The organism is Pseudarthrobacter arbutini, assembly GCF_054510915.1.
Genome location: NZ_JBTNDQ010000004.1, coordinates 1 through 11,836, shown reverse-complemented (window position 1 = coordinate 11,836; position 11,836 = coordinate 1). Strand labels below are relative to the sequence as shown.

Annotated in this window: 11 protein-coding genes and 1 pseudogene; 9 read left to right on the top strand and 3 right to left on the bottom strand. The window is 63.3% G+C overall.

Translation table 11 applies throughout. The features are described from left to right. Positions 1 to 100 precede the first annotated feature (100 nt). Both ACX80V_RS05705 and ACX80V_RS05700 read right to left on the bottom strand, forming a co-directional pair. The gene (locus ACX80V_RS05705) at positions 101 to 268 is read right to left on the bottom strand and encodes a hypothetical protein (protein ID WP_485842340.1); all 168 of its coding nucleotides are present in this window, start codon (positions 266 to 268) and stop codon (positions 101 to 103) included. A 34-nt stretch (positions 269 to 302) separates the two neighbouring features. Further along, on the bottom strand, positions 303 to 503 hold the full coding sequence (locus ACX80V_RS05700) for a hypothetical protein (RefSeq protein WP_485842339.1): 201 nt from the start codon (positions 501 to 503) through the stop codon (positions 303 to 305). A 180-nt stretch (positions 504 to 683) separates the two neighbouring features. Here ACX80V_RS05700 and ACX80V_RS05695 point away from each other — a divergent pair, with 180 nt between their 5' ends. From ACX80V_RS05695 to ACX80V_RS05670, 6 genes and pseudogenes are all read left to right on the top strand, one after another. Beyond that, positions 684 to 1,025, top strand: coding sequence for an ArsR/SmtB family transcription factor (locus tag ACX80V_RS05695; protein WP_485842338.1), 342 nt, complete (start codon positions 684 to 686; stop codon positions 1,023 to 1,025). Further along, entirely contained in the window at positions 1,022 to 1,501 is a 480-nt protein-coding gene (locus ACX80V_RS05690; protein ID WP_485842337.1) for an SRPBCC family protein, read from the top strand. The genes ACX80V_RS05695 and ACX80V_RS05690 overlap by 4 nt, the downstream gene beginning before the upstream one ends. Before the next feature lie 188 nt (positions 1,502 to 1,689). Beyond that, a pseudogene (locus ACX80V_RS05685) lies at positions 1,690 to 2,114 on the top strand (DeoR/GlpR family DNA-binding transcription regulator); the annotation flags it as partial. Positions 2,115 to 2,463: 349 nt separating this feature from the next. Beyond that, complete coding sequence (locus ACX80V_RS05680; protein ID WP_485842336.1) at positions 2,464 to 3,585, top strand: DUF6544 family protein; 1,122 nt, start codon at positions 2,464 to 2,466, stop codon at positions 3,583 to 3,585. A 5-nt stretch (positions 3,586 to 3,590) separates the two neighbouring features. Then, positions 3,591 to 3,944 carry a hypothetical protein gene (locus tag ACX80V_RS05675; RefSeq protein WP_485842335.1) on the top strand — a complete coding sequence of 118 codons (354 nt, stop codon included), beginning with the start codon at positions 3,591 to 3,593 and terminating at the stop codon, positions 3,942 to 3,944. A gap of 1,044 nt (positions 3,945 to 4,988) precedes the next feature. Beyond that, complete coding sequence (locus ACX80V_RS05670) at positions 4,989 to 6,578, top strand: alkaline phosphatase D family protein (RefSeq protein WP_485842334.1); 1,590 nt, start codon at positions 4,989 to 4,991, stop codon at positions 6,576 to 6,578. A 17-nt stretch (positions 6,579 to 6,595) separates the two neighbouring features. Here the strand turns inward: ACX80V_RS05670 and ACX80V_RS05665 are convergent, their stop codons facing one another. Further along, positions 6,596 to 7,333 (bottom strand): hypothetical protein, encoded by a 738-nt coding sequence (locus tag ACX80V_RS05665; protein WP_485842333.1) that lies wholly within the window; start codon positions 7,331 to 7,333, stop codon positions 6,596 to 6,598. Positions 7,334 to 7,523: 190 nt separating this feature from the next. Here ACX80V_RS05665 and ACX80V_RS05660 point away from each other — a divergent pair, with 190 nt between their 5' ends. From ACX80V_RS05660 to ACX80V_RS05650, 3 genes are all read left to right on the top strand, one after another. After that, positions 7,524 to 8,852 carry a DUF4241 domain-containing protein gene (locus ACX80V_RS05660; RefSeq protein ID WP_485842332.1) on the top strand — a complete coding sequence of 443 codons (1,329 nt, stop codon included), beginning with the start codon at positions 7,524 to 7,526 and terminating at the stop codon, positions 8,850 to 8,852. A 145-nt stretch (positions 8,853 to 8,997) separates the two neighbouring features. Then, positions 8,998 to 9,849 carry a metallophosphoesterase family protein gene (locus tag ACX80V_RS05655; RefSeq protein ID WP_485842331.1) on the top strand — a complete coding sequence of 284 codons (852 nt, stop codon included), beginning with the start codon at positions 8,998 to 9,000 and terminating at the stop codon, positions 9,847 to 9,849. 228 nt (positions 9,850 to 10,077) lie between these two features. Further along, the coding region (locus tag ACX80V_RS05650) for a PKD domain-containing protein (RefSeq protein WP_485842330.1) at positions 10,078 to 11,836 on the top strand (1,759 nt) is incomplete at its 3' end.

Genomic DNA, 11,836 nt, shown 5'->3' with positions numbered 1-11,836 from the left:
ACCCTCTTTCACTTTCTGTGGGGAGCTTACCTGCGCAAATTGAGAGAGCGTCACCCAATTCACTTGCAGGAAGTGAGAGAGCGCTGGAGGGGTGAACTGACTACTCCCCCCGCGCCGTGGACAGGTGGTTCGCCGCCGCGATTTCCAGGTGCGTCAGGTCGGACGCCACGGTGACAAATGTAAAGCCCTCCGCAATGCGCTGGACCACCCAGTATCCGACGACGGGCTCATTGGCTCGGGCTTTTGCGGCAAACGATGCGGCACTCATGGCAGACTCCTCTTCAGTTGGTGGAGCGGTCAGGCTATCGGTTGTAGTTGGGCATGGGCCCGCGGATTCCAGCGGCGACCGCGTCACAGGCGGCCACCACGTCCGCCGGCAGCGGGCCCTGCGCGGCCGCGGCGATGTTGGTTTGGAGCTGCTCCAGCTTGGAGCCGCCCAATGCCGCGTGGGCCGAGTCCAGCGACGCGGAGATTTGTTCCGCGCTGGCGGGGATATTCGGCAACGGCTTCGCCGGTGGCCGGATTGATGCTGCGGTAGTAGGTCATAGAAGAAAAATTGCGGGATAGCAGCGGGCAGTGGAATAGCACGCCGGCCGGTGGTTGAGCCTTCCGAAACCGAGCCCGACACATTCCCTGAATCACTTAGCCATTGCACTTAGTGTTCCCCCGTGATACTTTGCCTTATGGCTAAGTATCCGCAGCTGAATGGCGTCTTCCAGGCGCTGGCCGACCCCACTCGCCGTGCCGTGCTGGGGCGGCTGGGTCAAGGCCCTGCAAGCATCAGCGAGCTGGCGAAGCCTTTCGATATGGCGTTGCCCTCGTTCATGAAGCACATCCACTTTCTTGAGGAGAGCGGATGGATCCAGACGCGCAAGGAGGGTCGGGTGCGCACTTGCGTCATCGAGAAGAAATCGTTCGCCGTGGTCGAGGCATGGCTGTCCGAACAACGCGACATCTGGGAAGGCCGCACTGACCGGCTCGAGCACTTCGTCACCACCACCCATGAAAAGGAACAGGAACAATGAACTCAGCCACACACCCGGATCTCGATCTGACAATTTCGCGAATCATCAGCGCGCCCCGCTCCGTCGTTTGGGGGGCCTGGACGGACAGGGCGAGCTTCGAGCAATGGTGGGTGCCCGCACCTGCCGCCTGCAAGGTCCTGGAAATGGATCTCCGGCCCGGTGGATCATTCCTCACCCAGATCAGCGAAAACGACGGCGAGTTCATGCCGCACATGAGGGGGTGCTTTCTCGCAATCGATGAACTCGAGCGAATCGTCTTCACGAATTCCCTGGTCGGTGGCTGGCGACCGGCTGAAGAGCCATTCATGACCGCGATCATCACGCTGACGGACCACCCGGAAGGTACCGAATACGTCGCCAACGTGATGCACCGCAACAACGCAGATCGAAACATGCATGAAGAGATGGGCTTCTATGACGGGTGGGGCACCGTCACGAGGCAACTCGCCAAACTCGCAGAGCAACAGGCGCTGTAAGACGCCGATGGTCAAACCCATCGAAACCGACCCTTTAGAAACCCAACGACAGTTCTTGTCACGCAGATAAAGGACAACCTCGGGTACGTGAACACAAAGATCACCAAGGACGCCCTCACCGCCGACTTCCGCGTGCTGGGCGAGGCGGACAGCATTTCTGCTGACCGCCCCGCCTCTGTTGTTCCAGTCGCGACCTGGCGCTCCTGAACGGGCAGGGCCGGCTGGCCCGCACGTACGGCGGCGCCATGGCGCTGGGCGCACACCCGGAAGCATCGCTGCGGCAGCGCACCGGCGAGGCGTTCGAGCAGAAGCACGCCATCGCCCGCTGGGCGGCGTCCGTGATCCGGCCCGGAGAGAACATCCTGCTCGACGCCGGCTCCACCGTGGGTGCCCTGGCCCACGAACTGCGGGGTTTTGACCGGTTGTCCGTGACGACGCCGGGCATCAACACCATGCAGGAAATGTCCTGGCGGACTCCTCCAAGCTGGGCCTGCGGCCATTCCACGCGCGGGCCCGGCTCGCGCTGCCGCGGACCCTGGTGACGGACGACGGCGCCGCCCCGGCTGAGGTGCAGAAGTTCCGGGACGCCGGGGTCACGGTAGAGGTGGCCGCCGGCGGCGGCGTCCCCGCCCGCTGCCTCGGGCCGCGTCCAATTCGAGCACGCGCATGTGCTGGACCACCTCCCCGGGGACCGCTGTTATTGCGGGAAACTCCCGGCCTGCTCTGGACAGGGGGAGTACGCTCGGAGCATCAGCGTTGACGCGTTGGATGCACGCGACAGCACGGCATCCTTTATCGCCCTTCGTTCCCTCGTCTACGTGGCCGGGGCTGACCGCACCGCCGGATTGATGTCTCCGTTGAACGTTTCTTAGCCAGCCGCTCATGTGAACGTTAGGAGGCCGCCCGTGTCACAGTCCAAGCGTGCTCGTGACTTTCCCTCCCGTGCGGGTAGGTCCGCTGTCGTGAAAATAGTCTTCGCGGCCTTCCTCGGCTTGCACGCGCTCATCCATCTGCTCGGCGCTGTCAAGGGTTTGGGGTTCGGCGACGTTCCGCAACTGACGCAGCAGATACCTTTGCTGTTGGGTGTTCTCTGGTTATTGGCGGCGACACTTTTCCTGGCCGCCTCGGTTTCCATCTTCGCCCTGCCGGGACGATGGTGGGTGTTCGGCGCCGGGGGCATCGTCGTCTCCCAGATCGTGATCATTGCGTCCTGGGTCGACGCCGCCTACGGGACGATTGCCAACGTCATCGTGCTCGTCGGCGTCGTATACGGCTACCTCTCGGAAGGGCCCCGGAGCTTCCGCGCCGAATACGACCGCGACATCTCACAGGGACTGGCCCGCGCCGTCGAGTCCCCGGTACTCACCGAGACCGATCTCTCGCGGCTCCCCACCGTAGTGCAACGCTATGTTCGTCTCAGCGGCGCTATAGGCCTTCCGAAGGTTCAGAACTTCTCTGCCCGCTATCACGGGCAGATCCGTAGCGGACCGTCGGCGCCCTGGATGCCCTTCACGGGACGGCAAAGCAACTTCTACGACCGGCCATCACGCCTCTTCCTCATGGACGCCTCACGGGCCGGCATCCCGTTCCAGGCGTTCCACCGGTTCGTCGGGCCGTCCGCAACCATGCGGGTGAAACTCGCCTCAGCCGTAACCGTGGTCGACGCCAAAGGCCCGGAAATGGACGAGGCCGAGACGGTGACGCTGTTCAATGACCTGTGCGTGTTCGCGCCAGGCGCGCTGGTCAGTCCAGGGATCCAGTGGCGCGAGATCAATCCGCACACCGTCAGTGCATCCTTCACGAACGGTAGCCACACCGTCAGTGCGGTCCTCTCGTTCAGTGATCACGGTGAGCTGATAGATTTTGCTGCTGACGGACGCGGCGCGGCGTCGGCGGACGGAAAGTCGTTCACCAGGATGCGGTGGTCCACCCCACTGAGTGACTATCGACAGTTCGGTCCGCACCGGCTCATGGAGCGCGGCGAGGGGATCTGGCATGCCCCCGCCGGAGACTATTCCTACCTGCGTTTCGTCCTCGACTCGATCGAGTACAACGTCGCCGCACTGCCCAGCGGACGGCAATGACGAGCATGGGGGAACGCGGCAAGCTACTCAAAGCAGTGAAGGCTTTTCACACGCTCGCGTGGTTCACCATCGAGGCCTGCATGCTCTACGTCCTGTACGCCGGCATCCGGGGACAGTCGGATCGGCGGGCCGGGCTGGCTGCCACTGTCGTGGCACTGGAAACGTTAGTGTTTGCGGCCAACGGATTTCGCTGCCCCCTGACCGCGGTCGCCCGAAACCTGGGAGACAGCACAGGATCCGTCACCGACATCTACCTTCCGCACTGGCTGGCGAGAAACCTCCCGGCAATCCATGTTCCGCTCATCATCGCCGCCGGAGTCCTTCACTGGCGAAACCTCTCAACTACGAGACGGCACTAAGGGATATCAGTGAGAGCAGGCCCGGAGAAAAACAGGGCCCAAGTAATTGTCGGCGGGCTTCGCCAGCATCAATTGAAGCGCTCATACAAGGACAGCGCCTTGCCGCTGCATTCGGAACCGAAGTCCATGCCCTGGCCTGCTGGGACTTTCGGTGAACTTCGCGCTCGAACGCCGGAGCATCGTGTTCCGAACAGCCCCCGGAACAAAGCTTTGGGAACACACAGGAAGCGTGAAGCGTCGTCGTAAGGGTTACCACCTCGTTGATAGAGGACCCGCAGAATCCCGGCCCTGATTCCGGCCATCTGCAAACCGGCTACCGACTCGGCATGAGTACCGGACTTCAGGTCACCTTCGGCACCACGGCCATCTGGCGAGACCTCACCGGCCTAGGAGGCCGGCCTGGTGCCCACGGTGCTCTACTTCCCCGGCCTACGTGATGCGGGGCATCGCAGGGTTGGTGTTGTCGACTACGCGTGTTGCACGTTGCCCACAACCGACTTGCTTCGGTGCAGACCTGCCGGATCCTGGCGGAATCAAGTACAGCAGAGACCTGATCCAATCGAGGGTCCGGACGCTAAAATGGACCATGTTGGTCTTCCCAGCCATCGGACTCCTGCTCTGGATTGCCTTCCTACTTGTCGTGCTGGTCCTGGCCAGCATTCTCTGGGCCCTGTCCAGTCTGGCGTTCTGGATTTTGGGCCTGAAGCCCCGGCCCAGTCAGAAGAAAGTTACCAGCGCCAGACGGGACCCACCCCGGGTCCAACGCCCCGTCCCGGACCCGGCTCCGCCCCGGGCAGCACCTCCGGTTCGAGACCGGGCACCGCGGCCCGCACCAGCCCCGGCCTCGTCCGACATCTGGCCCAAATGGACTCCTGCCCACAGGCGATACGTCGATGAGGAGTTGGCCCTTTGGCAGGAGCAGTTCGACGCGCTGAACTCCAGCAAGTAGAAACTGCTCCAAATCGACAGCTTTTGTCACGCAGTTAACCACGCATTCACGCCGCCCTTACAACCTGTCCAACCGGCCTCCGTACGGTCGAACACATGGACAACATTTCACGCAGATCCCTCCTTTCCGCCGGCCTCGGGGCCGGGCTCGTCGCCGCCTGGCCGGGTGCCGCCGTCGCCACTTCCACAGCGGACGACGCCGGTCTCCGCACCGATCCGTTCCTGCTGGGTATCGCCTCCGGCGAGCCGTGGCCGGACGGCTTCGTGATCTGGACCCGGCTGGCACTGGACCCCATCGCCGAGGACGGCCTGGGCGGCATGCCTTCCCGCAACGTCGCGGTGGCGTGGGAAGTGGCTGAAGACGCCGGCATGCGCACCGTAGTAGCCCGCGGCGTCGAGCAGGCCAGGATCGAAACCGCCCACTCCGTCCACGTCGAACTCAAGGGCCTCCGCCCGGGTCGCGAGTACTTCTACCGGTTCCGCACCGGCTGGCACGTCAGCGCTGTGGGCCGCACCCTCACCAGCCCGGCGCCGCACGAGACGCCTGCGGCGCTGGCCATGGCGTTTGCCAGCTGCTCGCAGTACGAGCACGGCTACTTCACCGCCTACTCGCGGCTGGCCCAGGACCACCCGGACCTGGTGCTGCACCTCGGTGACTACATGTACGAGTACAAGAAGGGCAGCTACGTGATCGGCGGCGGCAACCCGCGCGACCACCAGGGTCCCGAGACGTCCAGCCTGGCCGGTTACCGGCAGCGCCACGCGCAGTACAAGTCCGACGCCGACCTGCAGGCCGCGCACGCGATCGCGCCGTGGCTGGTGGTGTGGGATGACCACGAGGTGGACAACAACTGGGCGGACGAGATCCCGGAGAACAAGGACGCCAGCCAGCTCAACGACACCACCGAGCATTTCCGGCAGCGCCGGACCGCCGCGTTCCAGGCGTACTACGAGAACATGCCGCTGCGGCCCTCGTCCGTGCCGGCCGGGTTCGACATGAAGGTCTACCGCACCATCCAGTGGGGCCAGCTGGCGAACTTCCACATGATGGATACCCGGCAGTACCGGGACGACCAGCTCGCCGGGGACGGCTGGAAGAAGAACGTGGCGGAACGTCTCGCCGAGGACCGCACCATCACCGGCGCCGAGCAGGAGAAGTGGCTGCTGGACGGCTTCAAGAACTCCACCCAGCGCTGGGACATCCTGGGCCAGCAGGTATTCTTCGCCGAAAAGGACCGCAACCAGGCCCCGGAAATCGACGACGTCTCCATGGACGGGTGGGACGGCTACGCCGCCTCCCGCCGCCGCATCACCCAGGGCTGGGTGGACGCGAACGTCCGCAACGCCGTGGTCCTCACCGGCGACGTGCACCGCAACTGGGCCAACGACATCAAGGTCGACTACAAGGACCCGGCCTTCCCCGTAGTCGGCTCCGAACTCGTCTGCACGTCCATCACCTCCACCGGCAACGGCACCGGTTCAACGGTGGATCCCGTGATGGCCTGGAACCCGCACCTGAAGTTCTACAACGACAACCGCGGCTATGTGAACACCACGATCACCAAGGACGCACTCACCGCCGACTTCCGGGTCCTGGACTACGTCACGACGCCGGGATCCCCCGTCAGCACGAAAGCCTCCTACGCCATCCAGGACGGAGTGCCGGGCCTGGTGCCGCGGGCGTAGGACCTGCTGTTGGAAGGCTAGGGCTGGACAACATTCACGAGTTCTGACCGTTTTCCGGTCTGCAGGTCCTCGGTCAGGACGAGCGCACCGACCTCGGGGCAGTGATATTTATGCTCCCGGGAATTCTTTTCAAGCGGCGTCCAGTCATAAACCTTGATGCAGTCGGTGTAGGTGCGGGTTTTCGTGGAGACGGTCTCGCCGGTAGCGACGGTGTCCCGCATGTCTTCTGCATGACCAACGTAAAATTCCTGCCTATAGGAATCGCCGGTGCGCTGCTCGGCCTTCATCCAGATGCCGGCTTTTGCGCCATCTTTTCCGTGCACAAAGCTGCCGGCGTGGTCCAGCAACATCCCGTACCAATAGTTGTTCACGTCCTCGCCGAAGTACCACACGTCACCGTTCTTGTGTTGCGCCAGGTAATCCCGGGTTTCCTCTACGAGCTGCCCGTTCTTGTATTCCTTGTCCAGGTAGATGGCCGTCTCAACGCCCTCTATGGTCTTGGTCTCCTGCAGGATTTCGATTTCAATCCTCTCGGTGACGCGTCCTTGCTCGGTCGTTTCGTAAGTCATTTTCTTGCCGACGGGGAGGGCGAAATATTGATTGGTAATTTTGGTGGTGAAATCGGCCGGGTTGATCTGCGGATCGTACTCCGCGGCCCTGCTCCTTTTTGTGTTGTCGAAGACAAAAAGTGCCGCCCCGCCAACAACAAGCAACAGGACGACGAGAGCAAAGAATATTTTGGATCGTTGATTCATGACCTATCCCACTCCTTCTGAGTAGAAATTCCTGTAGGGGGTCAGAGCACCCTTGCTTGCCCATGGCCATACGAGAAAGGTAGTGCAGTCCGTCCTGAACCTGAACCCCCTGTACGAACACTCCGCATGGAGAGGACACTGCCCCATGGCTTAGGACGAGGGGTCACCGTGGGGCGGTAGGATGTGCCGCATGACTCAGGACGAGGTACGCGGCAGGATCGAGGCCTTCGTGGCCGATTTCCACACGAGGTGGCAGCGGTCAGGCAAATCGCCGGGCATGTTCGCTTTCGACCCTGGGGTGTTCGAAGCCTGGGACGCCGAGTTGGCGGACCTGGTCGCGACCCATTGCACCCCGGGAGTCCGCTCCGGCCAGGAAGGTGCGTTGTCTTCCAGTCCCGCGCACGACCCGTCCGCCGAGCAGATCACCGACGTCGAGGTCGACGAGGACACGGCGACGGTCCGCTCGGTCATCCAAACGGCAGGGAACACCACCTTCTACTACGAGTACCAGCTGCTGCGAGGCGACGACGGCTGGCGGATCTCCCATCTCTCGACCTTCCTCGACCCGCCCGGCACACCGTTGATCGATCCGGCACAGGCCGAGGCACTCTTGCAGAGTGCAACACCCGAAGCCGCCCTTCCCGACCTGCCAGCCCATCTGGAGCTCGACATACCGGGATTGTTTACGGCGGGCCGGGTGGTCGCAATGTTTGGCGAACCGGCGCCGCTCGAGGTCCTTCACCTTGGCAAGCTCACCTGCGCCTCCGGCGTGCTCACGGTCTTGGACTTGGGTTCGGTTGACGCACACTTCGTCCCCTTGGCGCGGCGGATCATGCCGGGGACGTATGCCGTCGAAGTCGCCACGGCGGCGGACGTGACGGTCGCAGTACGGCTGCTGCTCTCCGAGGCGCCGGCGGTCAGCTGGCACCCCGCCGAGTTCACCGACGGTACGCACGGAGTAGGGGTCGATGCCGGAAACGTCGCCCTCCTCGACGTCGGATCGCTGGTCAAGTGTCAGGCCCAGCGCGTCGAGGCGATGTTTCAAGAGCACGTGGAACGGCTCATGGAGACGCCGGGCACAATGTTCGGCCTCGCCGGCGAGGTGGTGGACGCGGTCATGGTCTCGAGCGGGTACGGCGACGGGACCTACCCGTGTTACTGGGGTTTGGCCGCCGACGGCGGTCTCACCTCACTCGTTATCGATTTCCGGGTGCTCGCAGAGAACATCCTCCGCACCAGCCGCGTGCCGTTCCAACCCGGCCCCGTCAGCACCCCGGAACTCGCCGGTCACGAACTGCAGATCACCGCGGATGACGGGTCGTTCGTCGTCAGCAGCAAGGGTGAGGACATCACCGGCCTCCGGGTGCTGGCACCGGACGGCGCGCTCCTTCTGGACGGAGACCATCTGGGCACCTTCATCACAGGAGGCATCTCCAGCAGGACGTGGAACCCGGACGCGCCTCCACCGCCCGGCTCCGTCCTCGAGGTCACCGAGTACCTCGGGTACCGACACATCTGAGGGTTATCGGATGAAGTCAGCGCTCACTCGTTTCAGATCCTTCCGGAAGGTGGCCACAACCGCCGCGGTCCTTCTGGCGGTCTCTGTCGCGGGTTGCACCAGCGCTCCGGAGCCGCCTGATGTTCGGATCGCTGCTGTCGGTGACATGAACGGCGTCAAGAACTATGCGCCTGATAGCCCGTCCGGTCGGAACGGTGCGGCGATCACCCGGCTCGTTCAGAACAACGACATTGACGCGTTCCTAGGGCTCGGGGACTTCCAGTACGACACGGCGTACTGCGATGACTACGTGAACTACTGGACGCCGTTGTGGGGTGGCACGATGCCCAAGTTGTACTGGGTGTCCGCCCCCAACCACGACTGGCAACCCGGCCGCAACGAAGACCTCGGCAAGTTCATGAATGGCCAATGCCCGGGGTCTGCGGCGAAGGCTGCGATCAACCAACAGCGTGGGTTCATCGGGAACGGGGAACCGTACTCGAAGGACTTCGGGAACTGGCACTTCGCGTTCCTGTCGTCGGCGCACTGGCGGTACAACCCCACGCAGGCTCGGGCGTTGACGACGTGGCTCGACAACGACCTCGCTGCTGCTAAGGCGGCGGGTAAGCACCTGGCAGTCGCATACCACGAACCATACTTCACGTCGAACACGAACGAACATGAGCGGGCCGCTGACCACAAGCCGTGGATCGACGTGATGTGGAAGCACCGGGTCCGTCTGACCCTGTCAGGGTCACAGCACAACTACGAACGGTCATGTCCGGTGAACAACGCTGACCAGTGCGTCAGTGACGGGATGACAGCGTTCCAGGTTTCCACGGGAGGTATCGATCTCCGTCCCTTCACTAGCCGTCCGCCGTACATCGTGAAGCGGTTCAGCGACACCCACGGGTTCCTTCGGATGACACTCCGAGACGACGGGTCTTTCGACTGGAACTTCGTTCCAACGTCGGGGTCGGGCACGGACGCAGACGCAGGTACGCGTTCCGCACCGTAGTAAAAGCCGCGTAGTCCGGGCTGAAAGACGGGTAGCGCATGCGAGAAATACGAGTACACGGCAGCCCCTCACCACGCTGGTTGGCCTCCTGACCCGGGCATACACTGACCAGACGCCTGCCGCGACGCCTGACAAAAATCGAAGAGAGAAGAATTTCACAGAACCTGATGCCCGTCGCCGGTGACAGCGGCGGCAACCGAAGAATCCACTATCCGCCGGAAAGAGACCATGAGAAGGACCCTGCTCGCGTTCATCACGGCATTCGCCCGGAGGATCGACGTTCAGCTCCGGGGAGCAACGTTACTGGACGATGCATTTCCCCACATGGGCGGGCGTGGTAGAGGTCGCAGGACCTCCTGGCTTGGCGTAAAGCGGGGAGGTGGTCGCTCGGCTGGTCTTCGTCTACGCGGGTCGCGGAGTCTGCGGCTCCCTGCACTGCTGACAGCGCTGCTGCTTGCGCTGGGTGGTGTTCTGGTGGTGCCGGTTGCGGCGTCGGCTGCTGAGGGTGATGTTGGGGTTGAGGGTCCGTCGCATTCGGGGACGGGGACGCCGACGGGTACGAAGCGGGCGGCGAGTGCGTTGTGGTTCAACGACGGGCTCTGGTGGGGGAACCTGTGGGACACTGCCAGCTCGGATTTTCATATCTTCCGGTTCAATGCCGCGTCGAGTTCGTGGGTCGATACGGGTGTGGCGACGGACCCGCGGGCGAGCACTCATCATGACGTGTTGTGGGACGGGACGACGTTGTATGTGGCGAGCCATCGGTTCGTCGCCGACGGTGTGCCGGCTGAGCCGAACTTCCCGACGACGATGCGGCGCTACAGCTACAACTCGAGTACCAAGACGTACTCGCTGCTGGCGCAGAGTCCTACAAACATCAACAACTACCGCGTTGAGGTCCTGACCATCGATAAGGACTCGACGGGTCGGGTGTGGGCCACGTGGCAGCAGGGGAACAAGATCTATCTGAACGTGACTGGCACGGACGGCACAACATGGGGCACGCCGTTCCCGCATCCTGCGTCGTTGAGTAACGTGTCTGTGGACGACACCTCGGCCGTGATCGCATTCGGACCCGGCAAGATGGGTCTGATGTGGAGCCGGCAGGTCGGTAACGCCACCGACGGCATGTACTGGAGCTCCCACGTCGATGGAGCGTCGAACACCGACTGGAGCGAACCTGTGGCGGCGGTGTCGGGGCCGGCCAGCGGTGACGACCACATGAATTTGAAGTGGCTGGACTCCTCGGGCGGTCGGGTTTTCGCCGCTGTCAAGACGTCGTTCACGTCGGCTCCGCAGCCGCTGATCCAGCTGTTGGCATTGAATGGCACGACGTGGTCAGCGCACACGATCGCGACTGTGTCGGAGTGCCCGAACCGGGTGATCGTCCTGATTGATGAGAGCACGCAGAGACTGCGAACCTTCGCCACCTATCCGAAGCCGAATGGCACGACGAACGCTGGTGTCTGCTCTAACTCGGGGGGTGCGATCTACGAGAAGTCCTCGCCGCTGGACAACATCAACTTCACCACCGCGACGAAGACGGCTCGTATCGTGGACGCCGACCAGTATGTCCACAACGTGACGTCAACGAAGCAGAACCTCAACAGCGCGGCGCGGGGCACGGCCAACAGCGGTCTGCTGGTGCTCGCCGATGTGAACGCCACCAGCCGGTACTGGCACTTTTACGACCGGGCGCCCGTTGCCTCCTTCACGNCGCCCGTTGCCTCCTTCACGGCCACCCCCACTTCCGGCACCGCGCCCCTGGACGTGGCCTTCACCGATACCTCCACCGACTCGCCGACGTCGTGGTCCTGGGCCTTCGGCGACGGCGACACGTCCACCGCGCAGAACCCAGCCCATACCTACACCGCCGCTGGAACCTACACCGCCACCCTGACCGCCACCAACAGCACAGGCTCAAGTTCAACCACCTCGACCATCACGGTCAGCCCGGCACCACCGCCCGTTGCCTCCTTCACGGCCA

What these genes read in the sequence shown, in the direction of transcription:
- ACX80V_RS05665 (WP_485842333.1), bottom strand. Translation starts at nt 7,333, where the DNA reads ATGAATCAACGATCCAAAATATTCTTTGCTCTCGTCGTCCTGTTGCTT.
- ACX80V_RS05655 (WP_485842331.1), top strand. Translation starts at nt 8,998, where the DNA reads ATGAACGGCGTCAAGAACTATGCGCCTGATAGCCCGTCCGGTCGGAAC.
- ACX80V_RS05705 (WP_485842340.1), bottom strand. Translation starts at nt 268, where the DNA reads ATGAGTGCCGCATCGTTTGCCGCAAAAGCCCGAGCCAATGAGCCCGTC.
- ACX80V_RS05695 (WP_485842338.1), top strand. Translation starts at nt 684, where the DNA reads ATGGCTAAGTATCCGCAGCTGAATGGCGTCTTCCAGGCGCTGGCCGAC.
- ACX80V_RS05670 (WP_485842334.1), top strand. Translation starts at nt 4,989, where the DNA reads ATGGACAACATTTCACGCAGATCCCTCCTTTCCGCCGGCCTCGGGGCC.
- ACX80V_RS05675 (WP_485842335.1), top strand. Translation starts at nt 3,591, where the DNA reads ATGGGGGAACGCGGCAAGCTACTCAAAGCAGTGAAGGCTTTTCACACG.
- ACX80V_RS05660 (WP_485842332.1), top strand. Translation starts at nt 7,524, where the DNA reads ATGACTCAGGACGAGGTACGCGGCAGGATCGAGGCCTTCGTGGCCGAT.
- ACX80V_RS05690 (WP_485842337.1), top strand. Translation starts at nt 1,022, where the DNA reads ATGAACTCAGCCACACACCCGGATCTCGATCTGACAATTTCGCGAATC.